The organism is Bradyrhizobium sp. S3.3.6, assembly GCF_040546905.1.
Classification (GTDB): Bacteria; Pseudomonadota; Alphaproteobacteria; order Rhizobiales; family Xanthobacteraceae; genus Bradyrhizobium; species Bradyrhizobium cytisi.
Genome location: NZ_JBEPOT010000003.1, coordinates 731,773 through 751,894 on the forward strand (window position 1 = coordinate 731,773; position 20,122 = coordinate 751,894).

The 20,122-nt window shown below is 65.4% G+C and carries 18 protein-coding genes; 6 read left to right on the forward strand and 12 right to left on the reverse strand.

Annotation, left to right across the window (positions count from 1 at the left end):
* Nucleotides 1-127: 127 nt before the first annotated feature.
* The 6 genes from glyS to ABID59_RS12365 form a co-directional block, all read right to left on the reverse strand.
* On the reverse strand, nucleotides 128-2,227 hold the full coding sequence (gene glyS, locus ABID59_RS12340; protein ID WP_354083547.1) for a glycine--tRNA ligase subunit beta: 2,100 nt from the start codon (nucleotides 2,225-2,227) through the stop codon (nucleotides 128-130).
* Nucleotides 2,227-3,174 (reverse strand): glycine--tRNA ligase subunit alpha, encoded by a 948-nt coding sequence (locus ABID59_RS12345; protein WP_028153882.1) that lies wholly within the window; start codon nucleotides 3,172-3,174, stop codon nucleotides 2,227-2,229. The genes glyS and ABID59_RS12345 overlap by 1 nt, the downstream gene beginning before the upstream one ends.
* 163 nt (nucleotides 3,175-3,337) lie before the next feature.
* On the reverse strand, nucleotides 3,338-3,529 hold the full coding sequence (locus ABID59_RS12350; RefSeq protein WP_008131462.1) for a hypothetical protein: 192 nt from the start codon (nucleotides 3,527-3,529) through the stop codon (nucleotides 3,338-3,340).
* 106 nt (nucleotides 3,530-3,635) lie between these two features.
* Nucleotides 3,636-4,544: a S49 family peptidase gene (locus tag ABID59_RS12355; RefSeq protein ID WP_148750023.1), complete on the reverse strand. Its 909-nt coding sequence runs from the start codon at nucleotides 4,542-4,544 to the stop codon at nucleotides 3,636-3,638.
* Nucleotides 4,545-4,760: 216 nt separating this feature from the next.
* On the reverse strand, nucleotides 4,761-5,528 hold the full coding sequence (locus tag ABID59_RS12360; protein ID WP_354083548.1) for a tRNA1(Val) (adenine(37)-N6)-methyltransferase: 768 nt from the start codon (nucleotides 5,526-5,528) through the stop codon (nucleotides 4,761-4,763).
* A complete protein-coding gene (locus tag ABID59_RS12365; protein WP_027529147.1) occupies nucleotides 5,521-5,748 on the reverse strand; it encodes a putative signal transducing protein in 228 nt (75 codons plus the stop codon). Before ABID59_RS12365 ends, ABID59_RS12360 begins: the two co-directional genes overlap by 8 nt.
* Before the next feature lie 128 nt (nucleotides 5,749-5,876).
* On the opposite strand from ABID59_RS12365, the gene ABID59_RS12370 reads away from it, so the two are divergent.
* The 5 genes from ABID59_RS12370 to ABID59_RS12390 all read left to right on the forward strand — a co-directional run bounded on the left by ABID59_RS12370 (nucleotide 5,877) and on the right by ABID59_RS12390 (nucleotide 10,479).
* The gene (locus ABID59_RS12370) at nucleotides 5,877-6,884 is read left to right on the forward strand and encodes a polyprenyl synthetase family protein (RefSeq protein WP_354083549.1); all 1,008 of its coding nucleotides are present in this window, start codon (nucleotides 5,877-5,879) and stop codon (nucleotides 6,882-6,884) included.
* 263 nt (nucleotides 6,885-7,147) lie between these two features.
* Nucleotides 7,148-7,663 carry a winged helix-turn-helix transcriptional regulator gene (locus ABID59_RS12375; protein WP_354083550.1) on the forward strand — a complete coding sequence of 172 codons (516 nt, stop codon included), beginning with the start codon at nucleotides 7,148-7,150 and terminating at the stop codon, nucleotides 7,661-7,663.
* A gap of 1 nt (nucleotide 7,664) precedes the next feature.
* Nucleotides 7,665-8,927: a beta-ketoacyl-ACP synthase II gene (gene fabF, locus ABID59_RS12380; RefSeq protein WP_354083551.1), complete on the forward strand. Its 1,263-nt coding sequence runs from the start codon at nucleotides 7,665-7,667 to the stop codon at nucleotides 8,925-8,927.
* A 43-nt stretch (nucleotides 8,928-8,970) separates the two neighbouring features.
* Nucleotides 8,971-9,603 carry a LysE family translocator gene (locus tag ABID59_RS12385; protein ID WP_354083552.1) on the forward strand — a complete coding sequence of 211 codons (633 nt, stop codon included), beginning with the start codon at nucleotides 8,971-8,973 and terminating at the stop codon, nucleotides 9,601-9,603.
* Nucleotides 9,604-9,609: 6 nt separating this feature from the next.
* Complete coding sequence (locus ABID59_RS12390; protein WP_354083553.1) at nucleotides 9,610-10,479, forward strand: alpha/beta fold hydrolase; 870 nt, start codon at nucleotides 9,610-9,612, stop codon at nucleotides 10,477-10,479.
* Nucleotides 10,480-10,575: 96 nt separating this feature from the next.
* Here ABID59_RS12390 and ABID59_RS12395 read toward each other — a convergent pair whose 3' ends face one another.
* From ABID59_RS12395 to ABID59_RS12405, 3 genes are all read right to left on the reverse strand, one after another.
* Nucleotides 10,576-11,460 (reverse strand): 4-(cytidine 5'-diphospho)-2-C-methyl-D-erythritol kinase, encoded by an 885-nt coding sequence (locus tag ABID59_RS12395; RefSeq protein WP_148750034.1) that lies wholly within the window; start codon nucleotides 11,458-11,460, stop codon nucleotides 10,576-10,578.
* An 86-nt stretch (nucleotides 11,461-11,546) separates the two neighbouring features.
* Complete coding sequence (locus tag ABID59_RS12400) at nucleotides 11,547-13,343, reverse strand: tetratricopeptide repeat protein (protein WP_354033632.1); 1,797 nt, start codon at nucleotides 13,341-13,343, stop codon at nucleotides 11,547-11,549.
* A gap of 306 nt (nucleotides 13,344-13,649) precedes the next feature.
* A complete protein-coding gene (locus tag ABID59_RS12405) occupies nucleotides 13,650-15,311 on the reverse strand; it encodes an electron transfer flavoprotein-ubiquinone oxidoreductase (protein WP_354083554.1) in 1,662 nt (553 codons plus the stop codon).
* 136 nt (nucleotides 15,312-15,447) lie between these two features.
* On the opposite strand from ABID59_RS12405, the gene ABID59_RS12410 reads away from it, so the two are divergent.
* Nucleotides 15,448-16,254: a uracil-DNA glycosylase gene (locus ABID59_RS12410; protein WP_354083555.1), complete on the forward strand. Its 807-nt coding sequence runs from the start codon at nucleotides 15,448-15,450 to the stop codon at nucleotides 16,252-16,254.
* A 36-nt stretch (nucleotides 16,255-16,290) separates the two neighbouring features.
* On the opposite strand, the gene ABID59_RS12415 is transcribed toward ABID59_RS12410, so the two are convergent.
* The 3 genes from ABID59_RS12415 to ABID59_RS12425 form a co-directional block, all read right to left on the reverse strand.
* Entirely contained in the window at nucleotides 16,291-17,799 is a 1,509-nt protein-coding gene (locus ABID59_RS12415) for a glycosyltransferase family 39 protein (protein ID WP_354083556.1), read from the reverse strand.
* Between the two features lie 99 nt (nucleotides 17,800-17,898).
* Nucleotides 17,899-18,684, reverse strand: coding sequence for a ribonuclease HII (rnhB, locus tag ABID59_RS12420; protein ID WP_148750044.1), 786 nt, complete (start codon nucleotides 18,682-18,684; stop codon nucleotides 17,899-17,901).
* An 86-nt stretch (nucleotides 18,685-18,770) separates the two neighbouring features.
* Nucleotides 18,771-19,934 (reverse strand): PA0069 family radical SAM protein, encoded by a 1,164-nt coding sequence (locus tag ABID59_RS12425; RefSeq protein WP_354083557.1) that lies wholly within the window; start codon nucleotides 19,932-19,934, stop codon nucleotides 18,771-18,773.
* Nucleotides 19,935-20,122 lie beyond the last annotated feature (188 nt).

Consider the following 20,122-nt stretch of genomic DNA (forward strand, 5'->3'; position numbering starts at 1 on the left):
TTCTCTCGTATCCCGGGCAAGCGAAGCGCGACCTGGGACCAAGAAGCTACGAGCAGACGGCAGGCATGGGCCCCGGCTCTGCAGCGCACCGCCAAGAAGCGCTGCGCTGCGTCCGGGGCACGAGAGCCTAATCCTGGATCCTCGAGAAATCCGCCACCGCGCGCGTGGCGCTACGGATCTCGTTCAGCAGCTTCAGGCGGTTCTCGCGCACCTTGGCATCGTCGTCATTGACGCGGACCTTGTCGAAGAACGCATCGACCGGCGGACGCAGCTTTGCCATCGCACTCATCGCGGCGGCAAAGTCTTCCTTGGCGACAGCAGCACTGGCCTCCGCCTTCACTTCGCCGATCGCCCTGGCCAGCGCCTTCTCTTCGGCAAGGCTGTAGAGCGCAGCTTCCGGCGCGCCGTCGAACGTGCGCTTGTCCTTCTTCTCCTCGATGCCAAGGATGTTGCTGGCGCGCTTGATGCCGGCGAGCAGATTCTTGCCGTCGTCGCTCTCGAGGAATTTGCCGAGCGCCTCGACGCGCCGGACGATCATCAGGAGATCGTCCTGACCGCCGAGCGCGAACACGGCATCGACGAGATCGTGACGCGCACCCTGCTCGCGAAGCTGGACTTTCAGGCGGTCGGCGAAGAAGGCGAGGAGATCGCTCGGGAGCTTCTGCGCATCCGTAGGGTTCACCGACAAGCCGGCGAGTGCGGACGCAGCCACCTTCATCAGCGACAGCCGAAGCGCGTTCTCGGCAATCAGCCTGATCACGCCCAGCGCCGCGCGACGCAGCGCATACGGATCCTTCGATCCCGTCGGCTTCTCGTCGATCGCCCAGAAGCCAACAAGCGTGTCGATCTTGTCGGCAAGCGCCACCGCGACGCTGACCGGATCGGTCGGCACGCGATCCCCGGGCCCTTGCGGCTTGTAATGTTCCTCGCACGCGGCCGCGACGGAAGCATCTTCGCCCTGGGCCAGCGCATAATACTTGCCCATCAAGCCCTGCACCTCAGGGAATTCGCCGACGACCTCGGTCAGCAAATCCGCCTTCGCCAGATGTGCAGCACGCGTCGCCTTGGCAACATCGGCGCCGATCAAGCGCGCGATCTCGGCGGCCAACCGCTCGATCCGCTTGATGCGATCCGCCTGCGTGCCGAGCTTCTCGTGAAACACGATCTGCTCGAACTTCGGCAGCCGGTCCTCGAGCTTCGTCTTCAGGTCGGTCTCATAAAAGAACTTCGCATCCGACAGACGCGGACGGATCACGCGCTCGTTGCCGGCGACGATGGTCTTGCCGCCGTCGGTCGCCTCGATATTGGCGGTGAGGACGAACTTGTTGGTCAGCTTCCCGGTCTTGGGATCCTTGACCACAAAACACTTCTGGTTGTTGCGGATGGTGGCGCGGATCACCTCGTCCGGGATCGCGAGATACTCTGCCTCGAACGATCCCATCATCACGACCGGCCATTCGACGAGGCCCGAGACCTCGTCCAGCAGCACCTGGTCCTCGACCAGCTCGAAGCCCTGCGCGAAAGTCAGCTCCTTGGCGTCGGCAAAGATGATGTCCTTGCGCGCCTGCGGATCGAGAATGACTTTTGCAGCCTTCAGCTTCGCTTCGTAGTCCTCGAACCGGCGCACATTGATCGCCGCCGGCGCCATGAAGCGATGGCCGTAGGTGGTCTGGCCGGTCTCGATGCCGTCGACCGAGAATTTCACGACATCCGGCTCTTCCGTCTCGGGCCCAAAGGTCGCGATGATTGAATGCAGCGGACGCACCCAACTCAGCGAGCCGGGCTTGCCCGAGCGCGCGCCCCAGCGCATCGATTTCGGCCAGGGGAAGGTGCGGATGATGACGGGCAGGATTTCCGCGAGCACGTCGATCGCGTCGCGCCCGGCCTTCTCGATCAGCGCGATGTAAAAATCGCCCTTGGGGTCGCGCTGGATCTTGGCCTCGTCCAGCGACTTCAAACCCGTCGCTTTCAGAAAGCCCTGCACGGCCGCATCGGCCCCACCGACTTTCGGTCCGCGGCGTTCGGTCTTCAGATCGGGCTGACGCGCGGGGATGCCGTGCACGGTGAGCGCGAGGCGGCGCGGCGTCGCGAACGCCTTTGCGCCCTCGTAGACGAGGCCTTCGGCGACGAGCTTGTCGGTGACGAGGCGGCGCAGATCGTCGGCCGCCTTGGCCTGCATGCGCGCGGGGATTTCTTCCGAGAACAGTTCAAGCAAAAGATCGGGCATCAGGCCGCTCCGCCCGCTTCAGTGTGGATCCAGGCCTCGCCGCAGGCCTTGGCCAGCTCGCGCACGCGAAGAATGTAGCTCTGCCGCTCGGTGACGGAGATCACGCCACGCGCGTCGAGCAGGTTGAAGACATGGCTCGCCTTGATGCACTGGTCATAGGCCGGCAGCGCCATCAGGTGCGCCTCGCGCTTGCCGGACTCAGAGTTTTTTTGCCAGCCTGCGTCGAGATATTTCCGGCAGGCCGCTTCCGCCATCTTGAACTGCTCGAACAGCATCGCGGTGTCGGCGACTTCGAAATTGTGCTTCGAATATTCCCGCTCGGCCTGCAGGAAGACGTCGCCATAGGTGACCTTGGCATCGCCTTCGCGGCCGTTGAAGTTGAGGTCGTAGACGCGGTCGACGCCCTGCACATACATCGCGAGGCGCTCGAGCCCGTAGGTGAGCTCGCCCGCGACCGGCGCGCATTCAAAACCCGCAACCTGCTGGAAATAGGTGAATTGGCTGACCTCCATGCCGTCGCACCAGCACTCCCAACCGAGGCCCCAGGCGCCCAGCGTCGGGCTCTCCCAATCGTCCTCGACGAAGCGGATGTCGTGCACGGCGGAATCGATGCCGATCGCTGCGAGCGACTTCAGGTACAGCTCCTGAAGGTTCGGCGGCGACGGCTTCATGATCACCTGGAACTGGTAGTAGTGCTGCATCCGGTTCGGATTCTCGCCATAGCGGCCGTCCTTGGGCCGGCGCGAGGGCTGCACATAGGCCGCGTTCCAGGGCTTTGGGCCGAGCGCGCGCAAAGTGGTCGCCGGATGGAAGGTGCCCGCGCCCATCTCCATGTCGTAGGGCTGCAGGATGACGCAGCCCTGCTCGGCCCAGAACCGCTGAAGCGCGAGGATAAAGCCCTGGAACGAGCGTTCCGGGCGCATATGGGCGGGCAATGAGGCGTCCATCGTCAGATCAGGCTCTCGCGGGGGTTTTGAATCGCGCGGGACCGTATCGACGGCGGGGGTGGGAATCAAGGTAAAGGGGGCGGAAACTGCTGTCATTCCGGGGCGATGCGCAGGGTTCGCCCTTCGGGCGCCCCGGAGTGACGGCGTATGAAAATGACGGCGGCTAACCCGGCCGGTAGGCTCCGGTCACGGGGTCACGCTTCAGCGTCTGGATATTCCCCATATGGGCGGCCTCGGCGACGCGCGACAGGCGCATCTCCTCCAGCTCCTGGTTGATCCGGACAGCGGTCTTGTAGGCCCAGCGGACCACGGCAAGCCCGCCCAGGACGCCCGCGAAAGCGACGAACGGCGGCATCGGTCGTTCCTTGTTCACAATGCTCAGCCCCCACGCACATTCTTGCGCAGACCGGGCTGCGCCGCAATTGGCTCAGCCCGGACCAAATGGCGCGGCAGAGCTCGGCCTAGAACCCGAATTTCGCCCAGATCGCGCGGGTCTCAATCGCAGAGATCAGCTCGTCCGGCAGCCCGGCCATTGATTCCATGGCTGAAAGCTGGCCCGCGCCGGGCGATTTCCGCCCCAACAGGCCCGACAGCAAGCCGCTCGGCTGCGCGATCACAGGGGTGAGAACCTTCTCGCCGTAGCGGGCACGAAGAGTTGAGCGGAGATCGCCGATGCCGTCGGCCAGTCCCAGCGCGATCGAGCTCTCGCCGGCCCAGTATTCGCCGGTGAACAGGGTGTCGTCGGCGCCCTTGAGCCGCGCGCCACGGCTTTCCCTCACCAGCGCGATGAAGATCTGGTGGATCTCGCGCTGGAGCGCCTTCAGCTTGGCGACGTCGTCGGGATTTTCGGGCAGGAACGGATCGAGCATCGCCTTGTGCGCGCCGGCCGTGTAAAGGCGCCGCTCAATGCCGAGCCGCCTGATCGCCTCCTGGAAACCAAAACTGCCGCCGACCACGCCGATCGAGCCGAGGATCGAGGATGGATCGCAAAAAATCTCGTCGCCGGCGCAAGCTATCATGTAGCCGCCGGAAGCCGCGACGTCCTCGACGAACACCAAAACCTTCAGCTTCTTCTCCGCAGCAAGCTGCTTGATGCGCAGGTAGATCTGGCGTGACTGCACCGGCGAGCCGCCGGGCGAGTTGATCACCAGCGCCACCGCCTTGGCGTTGCGGACCGAAAACGCCCGCTCCAGCACCCGCGCGAGGCCCGCCAGCGTCATGCCCGGACGCAGCGGCGTCACCGCGCCGATGACTCCGGACAGCCGCACCACCGGCACCACCGCCGTGCCCGGGCGGAAGCGCGCCGGCAGATATTGCATGAGCTTATCGGCCAGGCCGGAATTTTCGCGATCGTTCAATTGTTCGGCCATGCCGTTACCTCTGGTTAATCATTTCTTATCACGCGACTGTCATTGAAGTTGCCTGGAACGTGTTTTGCAGTTTGCCCGTTGGCAAGCTGCAATGAAGCAGCGGAGGAAACGTCATGAAGATCTATCTGCTGTTGATGCTGATCGGTGCTCTTTTCACGGCGATTCGCTTTACGGCCCCGCAGGACCAGCAGTCGGAATCGCTTCCCCAGTAAGCCGTCACGGCTCCGCCAGCGGCAAGACCGCTCTCCCCTCCAGAATATTCCTCACCTCTTTTTTAGGCACGCGTGACTCATTGTTAAGCATGAGGCCCGGCAGTAATCGCAGCGGGGCCCGGCCGCTTTTGACCGCGCGGACCAGCACACGGATTGCAGGCCTTCCCGCTTCGCCATGAACCGGCAGGATCGACACGCTGCCGAAGCCGCGTGACAGCGCTGCCAGAACGTCCGCGATTCCGTCCGCACGCCAGATCAGGGTCAGCACGCCGTTCGATCGAAGGATGCGCCGCGCTGCATGCACCCACGCATTTAGCGTCTCCCCGGTCGCGACATGCGCGGTGTGGCGCGCCTGGTCCGGCGAGCCGCGGTGCCGGGTGGAATCGTTGAAGGGCGGGTTCATCAACACGCAGTCGGCGCTGTCGGGCATGAGCCCATGTGCCGCAAAAGCCTGCGCATCGGCCGTGACGTCGAGCACAATCACCTCCGCGGCAATCGCATTCGCGGCCGCATTGGCGCGCGCGAGCCCGGCCAGTTCCGGATCGATCTCGACGAGGCAAAGATCGACCCCGGCCACGCGCCGCGCCAGTGCCAGCCCGGCCGTCCCGACGCCGGCGCCGAGATCGACCACACGATCGCCAGCGCGGGCCTCGGTCGCAGCTGCGAGCAATATGGCATCGTGTCCGGCGCGATGGCCGGATCGCTTCTGCCTCAACAGCAGCTGCCCGCCGAGAAAGGCGTCCTCGGTGAGATCTGTGACGACGTCAATCATCGCCGCGCAGTTCGTGGCTGAGCCCCGCCTCGGTCAGCAGTTGCCGGGCCTCGATAGCGTCGTCCTCATGGACCAGTATCCGCCGAGGCAGGACGCCGAGCGAGCCCTCGATGATGCTCATGTTCTGGTCCAGCACCAGATGATGGATGTTGGCGCCGTCGAGCAGCGCGCCGATCGCCGACACCAGCACGATATCGTTGGTCCGAACCAGTTCACGCAAACGAGCCTCCTGCCTGAAAGGGGTGAGCGGCGAATGTCAATGGTTCCACAGGCCTTGCCGCATCCCCGTCCAGTTTCTATTGTCTTTCCATCAGAATAGCCCCTCCGGGGCAAATATTGGAGACCGGCGTGGCCGTCATCGTACCTTTCGAAACTCCCGGCGCGTCGATCGAAGAGCTGGTTGCCCTTGTCGCCTCTGATATGGAGCGCGTCAACGCCACGATCCTGTCACGGACCGGCTCGGACGTGACGATGATCCCGGAGGTCGCTAACCATCTGATCTCCTCCGGCGGCAAGCGCCTGCGGCCGATGCTGACGCTCGCCATGGCCAATCTGGCCGGCTACGCCGGCGACGGCCACATCAAGCTGGCTGCCTCTGTCGAGTTCATGCACACCGCGACGCTCCTCCACGACGACGTCGTCGACGAGAGCGAGATGCGTCGCGGCAAGCTCTCCGCGCGCATGCTCTGGGGTAATGAGGCCAGCGTGCTGGTCGGCGACTTCCTGCTCGGCCAGGCCTTCCGCATGATGGTCGAGGTCGGCTCGCTGCGCGCGCTCGACATCCTGTCAGCGGCTGCCGCCACCATCGCCGAGGGCGAGGTCATGCAGCTCGCCGCCGCCAAGAACACCGCGACCACCGAGGACGAATATCTCGCCGTGATCCGCGGCAAGACCGCCGAGCTGTTCGCAGCCGCCTGCGAGGTCGGCCCTGTGATCGCCAACCGCCCGAAGGCCGAGCAGACCGCCTGCCGTTCGGTCGGCATGAATCTCGGCATCGCCTTCCAGCTCGTCGACGACGTGCTCGACTATGGCGGCAAGAGTGCAAAACTCGGCAAGAACACCGGCGACGACTTTCGCGAGGGCAAGATCACACTACCCGTCGTGCTGGCCTTCCGCCGCGGCAACGACACTGAGCGCGCCTTCTGGATCAAGGCGCTCGAGCGCGGCGAGATCGGCGACAGCGATCTCGACCACGCGATCGGGTTGATGAACAAGCACCGCGCGCTCGAGGACACGCTCGTCCGCGCCCAGCATTACGGCGCCATGGCGGTCGATGCGCTGGCGCTGTTCCCGTCCTCGCCGATGAAGAGCGCGCTGGAGCAGGTGGTGGCGTTCTGTCTGGCACGGTCGCATTAAGCGCGACGGTCCGCCTCTCTTTCAATTTCGTCATTGCGAGCGCAGCGAAGCAATCCAGTCTGCCTCCGCGGACAGACTCTGGATTGCTTCGCTGCGCTCGCAATGACGGAGTATGGCGCACGGCCATCGCTCGCCAACGCGCACTTCAAATCGCAGCGATAGCTCAACAGCTACAGCTTCGCAGTCTCCTCGGCTCCGTCCGCCAGATCTGCCACTGCCCGCAGTGACTTGCATTTTGCAAGCTACTCACCTACCTTCCCGTGATGCAGCCAAAGTCCCCCTCGATCCTGGAATGCCCGGTCGGCCGCGCCGTGGAGACGGTTGGCGAGTGGTGGAGCATCCTGATCTTGCGGGATGCGTTTCAGGGCTCGACGCGGTTTGACGAGTTCGAGCGCAATCTCGGCATCGCGCCGAACATCCTGTCGCGGCGTCTCGCCCATCTCACCAAGACCGGCATGTTCGTCCGCCGCCGCTATCACGAGCGGCCGCCACGTTACGAATATCTGCTGACGGACAAGGCGCGGGATTTCTTCCCCGTGATCGCCACACTGCTCGCCTGGGGCAACAAGCATCTCGCGCCGAAAGGGGAATCCATCCTGCTGGCCAATCGGGACGATCGTCGTCCGCTCGATCCGGTCGTGGTCGATGCCGCCGGCATGCAGCCAATCACGCCCGCCAATGCGGTGGTGATCGCAGGCCCCAGCGCGAGCCGCCTGATGCGGCGGCGGCTCACTACGCTCAAAGCCATGAACCCGGCCGTCGCGCCGGCTGGAGACTGACATGCGTCGTATCGTCGTGACGGGAATGGGCGCGGTGTCGCCGCTCGGCTGTGGTGTCGAATTGTCCTGGCGTCGGCTGCTCGCCGGTCAAAGCGGGTTGCGCCCGCTGCCCCAATGGTCGCAGGCGCTGCCCGCGCGCATTGCCGGTCTCGTGCCCGACAAGGCCGACGATGCCGATGGCGGTTTCGATCCGGCGCAGGCCGCCGCGCCAAAAGATCAGCGCAAGATGGACCGCTTCATCCTGTTTGCGCTGCTCGCCACTGCAGAGGCGGTCGCGCAGGCCAAATGGGCGCCGCAGGATGCAGCGTCACTGGAGCGGACCGCGACCATCATCGCTTCCGGCGTCGGCGGCTTCCCTGCGATGGCGGAGGCGGTGCGCATCACCGAGCAGCGCGGCCCGCGCCGTCTGTCACCATTTACGATCCCCTCGTTTCTCGCCAATCTCGCCGCCGGTCACGTCTCGATCAGATACGGCTACAAGGGCGCGCTGGGCACGCCGGTCACGGCGTGTGCCGCCGGCGTACAGGCGATCGGCGATGCCGCGCGGATGATCCGCGCAGGCGAGGCCGATGTCGCGATCTGCGGCGGCGCCGAGGCCTGCATCGATATCGTCAGCCTCGGCGGCTTTGCAGCAGCACGCGCGCTGTCGAGCTCCTTCAACGACGAGCCCGCGCGCGCCTCGCGCCCGTTCGATCGCGACCGCGACGGTTTTGTCATGGGCGAAGGCGCCGGCATTCTGGTGATCGAGGAACTGGAACATGCGCTCGCGCGCGGCGCCACGCCGGTCGCCGAAATTCTCGGATATGGCACCACCGCGGATGCCTATCACATGACGTCGGGCCCACCCGACGGCGATGGCGCCCGCCGTGCCATGGAGATCGCACTGCGGCAGGCGAACCTTGCGCCCGCCGATCTGCAGCATCTCAACGCACATGCGACCTCGACGCCGGCCGGCGACGAAGGCGAGCTCGGCGCGATCGCTGCGCTGTTCGGCCGCAACAACGCCATCGCGGTGAGCGCGACCAAATCGGCCACCGGCCATCTGCTCGGTGCCGCCGGCGGCCTGGAGGCGATTTTCACCGTGCTTGCCTTGCGTGACCAGATCGCGCCACCGACACTCAATTTCGAAACCCCCGACGCAAACGCCGATGGTATCGACATTGTTGCAGGCCGCGCGCGGCCGATGCCGATGCTCAACGCCATCTCCAACGGCTTTGGCTTCGGCGGCGTGAATGCCAGCGCGATCTTCCGCCGCATGGTCTAACGACAGGCCTTGCAATCGCGGCACGCTGCGCTACGAAAATGGAATGATTGAAACGAATTTCTGGCTGTTCCTCGCCGCCGCCCTCGTCATTGCCGCCATTCCTGGCCCCGGCATCTTCTACGTCGCAGCACGAACCCTGTCGGAAGGGCGCGCGAGCGGCTTTGCCTCGACCGCCGGCACGGCGCTGGGCGGCCTGGTTCACGTGGTCGCCGGCGGCCTCGGCATCTCCGCGATCATCCTGGCCAGCGCCGAGCTTTTTGCCATCGTGAAATTCATCGGCGCGCTGTATCTGGTCTGGCTCGGCATCAAGACGTTTCGCAGCGCCGGCCGGGCTCTGTCGCTCGCGAGCGAGCCTGTCGGCGACAAGCGCGCGTTCCGCGACGGCGTGCTGGTCGAGGCGTTGAATCCGAAGACCGCGGCGTTCTTCCTCGCCTTCATTCCGCAATTCCTCGATCCCGCAGGAGCGAGCCCCCCACTGCAATTCGTCGCGCTCGGCGCCATCTCGGTGACACTGAACACGCTCGCCGATGTCGTCGTGGTGCTGATGGCGTCCGCGACGCGTACACAGCTGATCGGACGGCCGCGTCTGATGCGCCGCCTCACCCAAGGCTCCGGCGTCTTCATTGCCGGCCTCGGCCTGTCGCTCGCGCTGGCGCGGCGTCCGGTGAACGGGTAGCCCGCGATGCTCGCCCCGCAAAGTCGCACCTACGAGTCCCACGGCCTGCGGCTGCATTATGCGGACTGGGGCAACGAGGACGCACCGCCACTCATCCTGGTCCATGGCGGCCGCGATCATTGCCGCAGCTGGGACGCCATCGCACGCTCGCTGCAACCGCATTTTCATGTGATCGCGCCCGACCTGCGTGGCCACGGCGATTCCGACTGGACCAAGGGGGGCAGCTACGCGCTGACCGAGTATGTCTACGATCTCGCCCAGCTTGTCCGTCACACCGCAGCGCCTCAAGTGACCCTCATCGGCCATTCGATGGGCGGCATGGTGAGCCTGATCTTTTCAGGCTCATTCCCCGAGCAAGTCACCAAGCTCGTCGTTCTCGACGGCGTGACGATGCTGCCCGATTCACCCAAGCCGCCGACGCATGAGCGCATCGGCAAATGGGTCGGACAGCTCGACAGGCTGCACCACCGCACCCCGCGCCGCTATGCGACCCTTGAGGACGCGGCCGCGCAGATGGTGCTTCACAACAAGCGGCTGTCCCGCGACCTCGCGCTTCACCTGGCAACACATGGCGCACGGCAGAACGAGGATGGCACCTATAGCTGGAAGTTCGACCCGTACCAGCGCGCCTCCGCGCCGCACCGGCTCTGGCCGGACGACCACGTCGCGCTGTGGTCGCGCATCGCCTGCCCCACGCTGTTGCTGAATGCCGGCGAAAGCTTTCTCGCCGGCGCCAGGGCCGCAGGCCTGGAGCGCTATTTCCAGCAGGCGCGCATCGAGATCATCGCCGGCGCCGGGCACTGGCTGCAGCATGACAAGCCGGAGGAGGTGCTGGGTGAGATCCGGCAATTTCTTGGGCTCGGCGAGCTATCGTAGGGTGGGGCAAAGCGAAGCGTGCCCACCATGCATCCAGATCGTACGATAGAAGTGGTGGGCACGCTGCGCTTTGCCCCCCCCTACGACACTTTCGCCTTAGCTCAACGTCCCCGCATGCACCCACCAGCCGGGGTGATCCCTGCGGATCTTCTCGGCGGCGGCATGCGCCTCAGCCGGCGCGCCATAGATCGCAAAGCAGGTCGCGCCCGAACCGGACATTCGCGCAAGCTTGACGCCGGCGGAGTCGCGCAGCGCCTCCAGCACGTCGCCGATCACCGGCTCGATGCGCAGCGCAGGCGCTTCGAGATCGTTGGGGACGGTCTCGAGAACATCGACCCAGTCGGCGATGGAGGCGCCCTCGTCGGGCCAAGCCGTGGCGTCGAGAACGGAGGTCGCGCCGACCAGCAGTTCGCCGTTGCGCAGGCCCAACTCCTGGAACACGTCCTTTGTCGCAACCGGCACGCGCGGATTGACCATCACGCAGGGCATGCTCGGCAACGCCAGCGGCAGCAACTGCTCACCGACGCCGGTCATGTCGCAGGCGCGCGAGAACAGGCACACCGGCACGTCGGCGCCGGTCGCAAGTGCGACCTCTTGCAGGCGGGCATCATCGAGCGGCAAATTGTTGAGGCGCGCGAGCAGGCGCAGCGCCGCCGCCGCATCGGCCGAACCGCCGCCGATCCCGGCTGCAACCGGCAAGACCTTGTCGAGCGCGAAGGCGCCGAGCTTCAAGTTCGGCACTGCGTCGGCCAACAGTTTTGCGGCCTTGAACACGAGATTGTCTGATGTCTCGCCGCAGGCCGCGGCAAGCGGCCCCGTGGTCGCAAGCCTGAGCCCGCCACCCGGCTCCAGCGTGAGCCGGTCGGCACAATCGGCAAACGCAACCACGCTCTCGAGGTCATGATAGCCGTCAGCACGACGGCCCACCACACGAAGGCTCAGATTGACCTTCGCGCGCCCTTCTTCAACCAACGCCGGCATCGGCGATACGCCCCCAGTTGCTTATTTTGCTTTGCGCATGATCTGGTCGGAAAACCGCTGCACACTTTTCCGGATCATGCGCAGCCTCAACCGCCCTTGCCGTCGTCTTTCTTCTTGTCCGCCTGCGCGGCCGAAGAGTTCGAATTCTCATCCGTCATGCCATTGGCGATCTTGGCCTCGATCTTCGGCAGATCGTCCGGCTCGGGCTTGAGATCGCGAGCATGCGCCCACTGGAATTTTGCCTCCAGCGTGCGGCCGACGCGCCAATAGGCGTCGCCGAGATGGTCGTTGATGGTGGGATCCTCGGGCTTGAGGTCGATCGCGCGCTCGAGGTTCTTCACCGCCTCTTCGTAGTTGCCGATGCGGTAATAGGCCCAGCCGAGGGAATCGACGATGTAGCCGTCGTCGGGCCGCTGCTCGACGGCACGCTTGATCATCTTCATGCCTTCGTCGAGGTTCACGCCCTGGTCGATCCAGGAATAGCCGAGATAGTTGAGGACATGCGGCTGATCGGGCTGCAGCTCGAGCGCCTTCTTCATGTCGGCTTCGGCCTTGCCCCACTCCTTGGTGCGTTCCTCGCAAATGCCGCGATAGTAGTACCAGACGCTGTTGGCCTTGTCGTTGCCGGCCGGCAGCGCGTCGATGCCGCGCGAATAGGTCGCGCCGCAGTCGCCGAACTTCTTGCGGCCGCGCTCGATATTGCCGAGCGCCATAACGGCCTCAATATCCTTGGAGTCCTCGGCGGTCACACCCTTGAGGATCTTGATCGCCTCGTCGGTGCGGTCGGCCGAATCCAGATCGATGGCGAGCTGGATCTGCGCGTTACGCCTCAAGGGCGAGCTCGACGGGACCCGCTCATAGATCTTGATCGCCATCTGCGGCCGCTTCACCGATTCATAGAGGTCGGCGAGCGAGAGCAGGGCCAGCGGATGACTGGGCTGGAGATAGAGTGCGAGCTGGAGATAGACCAGCGCGAGATCTTCGCCGCCGCGACGAGTCAACGTGGCGCCGATGCCGTAGAGCGCCTCGGCAGCACCAGCCTGCGCGGAATCGACCAGCGACGGCATCTTCTTGCCGGCCTTGGTCTCGCGCAGGCCTTCCACGATCAGCGGATGGCGGGCGAGCTTCTTGTCGAATGCTTCATAGATCGCGGTCGCCGAGGCCGCGTCCTTGTTGCGCGACAGCCAGCGCGCATAGGCCTCGCTGACGCGCAGCATGGAATCGTCGAGTTTGTAGGCGCGCTCGAAGCGGGCGCCTGCGTCCTTCTCCTTGCCGGCGTTCTCGAGAATCATGCCGGCGTGCAGGTCCTTGAACAGCGGATACCATTCCGGGCCCGCCAGCTTATCGATGGTCGCGACCGCGCCCTTGGCATCGCCCGCACCATAGGCGGCCCAGCCGGACAACAGCGTTGCGACGAGATCGGTGATCGGCCCGCGAACCGACTGGTTGATGTTGCTCTGCGCGCTCGGATACTTCTTCAGCTTCAAATCATGCACGCCGACCACGAGGCGCGCGACGCGATTGGTCTTGTCGATGGCCAGGATGCGCTCGGCGAGCTTCACCGCTTCCTCGATGTCGCCATCGCCGAGCGAGGAAATGAAAGCGCGGTCCAGCAGCTCGTTGTTTTTGGGGTCGGTCCGCAGCGCGGAGCGGTAGAAGGCGGCGGCCGAGGTCGCGTCGCGCTCGACGCTGGCGTGACGGGCGGCGAGATAGCTGCCGGCGGTGGTGAGCGACTTCAGATCGTTTCGGGTCGGAAACTGCGCCGCCGTGTCGGCCGGATGATCCGGCGTCTGCGCCAGCACCCCGCCTGGGACCGCCACGATCGCAGAGCCGGCAAGGGCGATGGCAGCAGCAGTCCAGCGGTTGAAACGATTTGAAAACATCAGGGCTCGCCTTGAGTTTGTAGTGCCTGGGTTTGAAGCAAATGGCCGTCTCGCACGCGAACGCCGCCGGCGACACGGGACCCGGAACCGTCTGGGCCGGACAATGCCGCTTTTGGCGCTTCACCGCAAGGATTCGGGCCGGGCGATCCCTTCCGCACGCCCCAAATCGGCCAAGTGACGGTCAAGAGCGCCCCAAGACGCTGTCACTATGGCCTTATCGTGGCCGGGGGCACCCGTGGTGCTCCCGTTCTCACGCGAACGTGCGTTACATCACCCTTCGGACCTATTTGGTCGCCTGGCGCACCGTTACATCGCCTCGTAGTTCGGACCGCCGCCTCCCTCCGGAGGAACCCAGGTGATGTTGCCGTTGGGGTCCTTCACGTCGCAGGTTTTGCAGTGGACGCAGTTCTGGGCGTTGATCTGGAAGCGCGGGCCCGAACCTTCCTCGATCCACTCATAGACGCCGGCCGGGCAATAGCGATTCGACGGACCGGCGAACACGTCGTGCTCGGAAGTCTTCTGCAGGTTCATGTCGGCCACCAGGAGGTGGACCGGCTGATCCTCCTCGTGATTGGTGTTGGACAGGAACACCGAGGACAGCTTGTCGAAGGAGATCTTGCCGTCCGGCTTCGGATAGTTCTTCGGCGCGTGTTGCTTGGCCGGATCGAGCGTCGCGCGATCGGGCTTGGCATGGGACTGCGTGCCGAACAGCGAGGTGCCGAACAGCGTGTTGAACCACATGTCGAAGCCGCCGAGCGCGACGCCAAGCACGGTGCCGAACTTCGACCACAGTGGCTTGACGTTGCGGACCAGGAACAGATCCTTTCCGACCGACGAGGACCGCCACGCGTTCTCGTAGTCGACGATCTCGTCGTTGGCGCGATCGGCCGCGAGCGCAGCTGCAACATGCTCAGCGGCAAGCATGCCGGTGCCCATCGCATTGTGCACGCCCTTGATGCGCGGCACGTTGACGAAGCCGGCCGCACAGCCGACCAGCGCGCCGCCGGGGAAAGTCAGCTTTGGCACCGACTGGTAGCCGCCTTCGGTGATGGCACGCGCACCATAGGCAAGGCGCTTGGCACCTTCGAAGGTGCCGCGGATCGACGGATGAGTCTTGAAGCGCTGGAACTCGTCGAACGGCGATAGATACGGATCGTCGTAGTTCAGATGCACGACGAAGCCGACCGCGACGAGATTATCGTCGTAGTGATAGAGGAACGACCCGCCGCCGGTCTTGAGGTCGAGTGGCCAGCCGAACGAATGCTGGATCATGCCCTTCTGGTGCTTGGCGGGATCGATCTGCCAGACTTCCTTGAGGCCGATGCCGAACTTCGCCGGCTCGCTGTTGGAATCGAGCGCGAATTTTGCGATCAGCTGCTTGGTCAGGCTGCCGCGCGCGCCTTCGGCGAACAGCGTGTACTTGCCGAGCAACTCCATGCCGCGGGTGAAGGAGTCTTTCGGCTTGCCGTCGCGGCCGATGCCCATGTCGCCAGTGGCGATGCCCCTCACCGCGCCCTGTTCGTCATAGAGCACTTCGGCGGCGGCAAAGCCCGGGTAGATCTCGACGCCGAGCGCCTCGGCCTTGCGCGCCAGCCAGCGGCAGACATTGCCGAGCGAGCCGATATAGCAGTGATGGTTGTCCATCAGCGGCGGCATCATGAAGTTCGGCAGCTTGATCGCGCCTCCGGCCGTCATCCAGTAGAAGCGGTCGTCCTTCACCTGGGTCTTCAGCGGGCAGTCGGAATCCTCGCGCCAGTCCGGCATCAGCTTGTCGAGCCCGGCCGGATCGATCACGGCGCCGGAGAGAATGTGCGCACCGACCTCGGAGCCCTTCTCCACCACCACGACGTTGAGATCGGCATTGATCTGCTTCAGCCGGATCGCCGCAGCCAGGCCCGAGGGGCCGGCGCCGACGATGACGACGTCGAATTCCATGGATTCCCGCGGGGGAAGTTCTTCGGTGCTCATCTGATCTCAGCCCTTGAGACGGTTCCTCGTCATTTGCGCTCCCTTGTTTCCGATTTTTCCGGGTAGGACAACCACGGAAATGCGTTCCGTTGGGATGCAAGGCGCCTTAAGATGAACTAATAGTCTGACTTTCCAAATGATCCCCGAGCCCGCACCCACCGTCCGAGAGCTTCTCGCCTTCTATCTGGAGGCCGGTGTCGATTGTGCGCTCGCCGAGGAACCGGTCGACCGCCTGGCGGAATTGGACGCCCCGCCTCCGGCCCTGCGCGCGGCACCGGTCGAAGCACCGCGGCCTGTCGCCGCGCCTGCGGTGATGCGCGGCGAGGCCGCACCGGCGCCCGACGTCGCTATCGCCTCGGCCCGCGAGGCCGCGCGCACTGCGCCAACACTCGAGGCGCTGCGAGAGCTCATGCAAAACTTCGAGGGCTGCGCGCTCAAGCACACTGCGACGCGGCTGGTGTTCGCCGACGGCAATCCGCAGGCGCGCATCATGTTCGTCGGCGAGGCGCCGGGCCGCGACGAGGATATCGAGGGACTTCCGTTTGTGGGACGCAGCGGCAAGCTGCTCGACCTCATGATCGGCGCGATCGGGCTCAACCGCACCACGGCCTACATCACCAACGTCATTCCCTGGCGGCCACCCGGCAACCGTACGCCGACGCCGCAGGAGACGCAGATCTGCCTGCCCTTCATCCAGCGTCATATCGAGCTGGTGAACCCAGATGTGCTGGTGACACTCGGCAATCCCTCGACGCAGACGCTGCTCTCGACCCGCGAGGGCATCATGCGGACGCGCGGCCGCTGGTTCGACTACGACACGGGTAGCCGCACCATCCGCGCGCTGCCGACCTTTCACCCGGCCTACCTCTTGCGCTCGCCGTCCTACAAGCGGCTTGCCTGGCAGGATCTGCGCGCGATCGCGAAGTTGCTGGCGGGCGCGTGAGGGACGGGACACTCCCTCTCCGTCATTGCGAGAGCCTTACGTCCCCTTCGGCCGCACGATGGCCCAGCCGATCCGCAGCAACTGCTGGCGGCCGGTCACCAGCCATTCGAAGGCGCGTGGCACTTCCGGCACGATGCCGGGAAAGCGCGCGAGGATTTCGGGCGGCGGAGTGCCGGCAGTATCTGAGGCGCGCCAGACCACGACGCCGCCGGTCTCGCTGAATTTTGCCTGTGACATCCAGGGCGTACGCACGGGCGCGCCTTCGATGAACAGATGCGGCCGGCCGGAGTGCATCGCAATCAAGCTCGCAAGCTCGGTTTCACCTGCGACCGCGCGCAGGCGATGGTTGGTGCGGCGGGCAAAGCTGTCGTCGAAGAAGTCCGAGATCGCGCGCGCCGGCATCGATGTCGCGATCTCACCGGTGCCGCTCCAGGGCAGGAACAGCACGGCCAGCACGACGCCGGCCGCGGGCGCCACGATGGCCGCTATCCACACCGTGCGCAGCATCCGGGCGCGGCGCATCGCAATGAGATCGCCGGCCACGACTACCATGGCGAGGCCCGACATGACCAGCACCACGCCGGCACCGCCGACGACGGCATCGAGCCCGAACAGGCCGGAGATCAGGACCGCACCGAGCGCGGGCGCCAGCGCGAAGAAATGGACGAAGTTGCGCGCGAGCGGCTCGACGGGTGGCCGGTAGATGATCGGCGCCTCCTCGGTCTTGCCGGCGAACAGGGGTGAGTTGAGGAAGGTCAGCACAGGGACCGCCGCTGCGCCGAGCACGAGCCCGCCGAGCAGCCAGGCGGCGTGGATCGCGCGGGCGCCGAGGTCGGCAATTTGCGGCAGGGCCGGCAGCACAAGGGTCTCGGCGCGCATCAGCCAGACCGCATAGGGCAGCGCCAGCACGGCGACGACGACGAGCGCGAACAGCGGATCGAGCGCGCGCAATGTCCGGCGGCCTGCGGCGGTCGAGAGCGCGAAGACGACGAGCAATGCGAGCAGGAAGATCGCGGCCGGCGTGGTCAGCAGGAGCAGGCCGGCCTCGATCGACCAGGCGAACCAGGCATTGCCGCGGCGCTGGCCGATGATCTGCCAGGAATGCAGCAGCAACAGCGCCCAGATCGGCCGCGCGAGAACCAGGGAACCGAAGTCGAGCGCGGACGAGGAGAAAGCCAGCACCGTCATGGTCAGGAGCACAGCGAGCACCGCCTGCTGCGTGCCGACCACGGCGCGCGCCAGATGATAGAGCGTGATGAAGGTCGCGATCTCGCAGAGCTCGGCCAGGACGTAAACGCCGAACATATGTCCGCCGACGGCGCGATAGGCGATATCGGCGAGCCAGACCGACAGCGGCGGGCCGAGATCAGTGCCGACCTGGTACTCGCGGCCGAAGGCCAGCAGGGTCGCGAGGCTGCCGGGCGGAGTGCGATAGAACAAGAGCGCCACCAGCAGCCACATCGCGGCCTGCAACAGCACGGCGATCCAGACGATCAGCCGCGGCCGGGCGCGAATGAGCTCGATGACCAGGGAGGTAAACCGCATGCAACGCCCGCAAGATGCAGCCAACCCGTCCAGCCGGCCCTATTCGCTCACGCCTGTTTTGATAAAGGGCGCTGCGCGTCGTGGCAACGACAGTCTACGCTAGAGGCCTGCCGAAGCATCGATTTCAACTGTGGTCTCAACCTGCACCTCGACCTCGGTGACCGCAAACAGATCCCGCACCGGCTCGACGGTCCAGGGCATGTGCTTGGCGCGGGCGGCGGCGACCGGGGCGAAGAAGCTGCGGTGGTGCGCGGTGGGGCCGAGACGGTCGAGCGCGTCGAGATGCTCGGGGACGGCGTAGCCCTTGTGCTGCTCGAAACCGTAGCCCGGGCAGTCCTGCGCCAGCGCGCACATCAGCCGGTCGCGCGTCACCTTGGCGACGATCGAGGCGGCCGCAATCGACAGCACGATGCCGTCGCCGCCGATCACCGCCTCGCAGTCGCATGCGGTATCGAGCCGGTCGCGGCCGTCGACGAAGACGTGCTTCGGCGTCTCCGGCAGCGCAATCACCGCGCGCTTCAACGCCCAGAGCGAGGCGCGCAGGATGTTGTCGCGGTCGATGCGGAAGCGCGAGGCGACCGCGACCGAGACCTGGGCGGTGGCACAGATCTTGTCGAAAAGCTTCTCGCGCTCCTCCGCCGTCAGCCGCTTGGAATCGTCGATGCCGCGCGGAATGCGGTCGGGGTCGAGAATCACCGCAGCCGCCACCACGGGGCCGGCGAGCGGCCCGCGACCGGCCTCGTCGCAGCCAGCCACCGGCCAGATGCCGCGCTTGATCAGCGCGCGCTCACGACGGAAGCTCGCTTTCGCTGGCGCGGCATTCCTGGCAGCGTCGTTCTTTGACGCCTCTTTGGCTGGTGTCTTGGTGGACTTGTCCCGAATCATGGCCGGGATCGTGCGCAAGCGATCCGGCCTGCGCAACAGGGAACCCCAACAATTCCCGTTATTCAGACAGGTTGTTGCTCCGCGCCTCAGAACAGGCTGAGCTGCTCGCCGTTCTGCTTTGGCCGGGCAAAATGATCCGTGGTCAGTTTCGCGCGGCGCTTGTTCAGCCCGAGCCGGTCGCAGGCGATCTCGAAGCGACGGCCGATGGTCCAGGCCATCGGGCCGGTGCCCTTCATCCGCTCGCCCCATTTGGCGTCGTAGTCGCGGCCGCCGCGCATGTCGCGGATCAGCGTGAAGACGTGGCGATAGCGGTCCGGATAGTTCGCCATCAGCCATTCGCGGAAGAGATCGCGGACCTCGAGCGGCAGCCGCAGCAGCACGTAGGAGGCTTCCTTGACGCCGGCGTGCGCCGCGGCATCGAGAATGCGCTCGATCTCGGAATCGTTCAGCGCGGGGATCACGGGCGCGACCATCACCGTGGTCGGAATGCCGGCGTCCGAGAGCTGCTTCAGCGCCTCAAGCCGCTTCGGCGGCGTCGAGGCGCGCGGCTCCATGGTGCGCGCGAGTTTTGGGTCCAGTGACGTCACCGATATCGCGACCTTGGCGAGGTTGCGCTTGGCCATGCGGGCGAGAATGTCGATGTCGCGTGTGACCAGCGCCGACTTGGTGACGATGCCGACGGGATGGCCGGCGCGCTCCAGCACCTCGAGAATGCCGCGCATGATTTTGCGCTCGCGCTCGATCGGCTGATAGGGATCGGTGTTGGTGCCGATCGCGATCATCCGCGGCTCGTAGCCGGCGGCCGCGAGCTCCTTCTCGAGCAGCGCCGGCGCCTCGGGCTTCACGAACAGCTTTGACTCGAAGTCGAGGCCCGGCGACAGGCCGAGATAGGCATGCGTCGGCCGCGCGAAGCAATAGACGCAGCCATGCTCGCAGCCGCGGTAGGGATTGATCGACCGATCGAAGCCGATGTCGGGGGAATCGTTGCGGGTAATCACCTTGCGCGAGGTGTCGACACCGACGGTGGTCTTGAACGGCGGCAGCTCTTCCAGGCTCTGCCAGCCGTCGTCGAAGGCGACGCGTGCCTCGGCCTCGTAGCGGCCGCTGGCGTTGGAGTGTGCGCCCCGCCCTCGCCTCCGCACGCGGTCGATGGCGACGCCAAGCTCGGGGAAATCAGAAGGCGCACCCGCCGGCTCGGAGGGCGCCGTGACCGGCGGGTGCTTGAGAGCAGAAGAAGAAGCTGGACTCATGAAGCCAAGATAGCACGCCACAGGAACAAATCAAGAACACAAATGAAAAACGCGAAAACAACCCCATGCACAGTAGAGCTGCCCAAACCTCGCGCGCTGACTATTGGCCTCACGCAACAACGCGTGACCTCGATCCCGCTTGATGCGGCTGAAGGATCGATCTTGCCGGAACTCGGTTGGTGACGGTC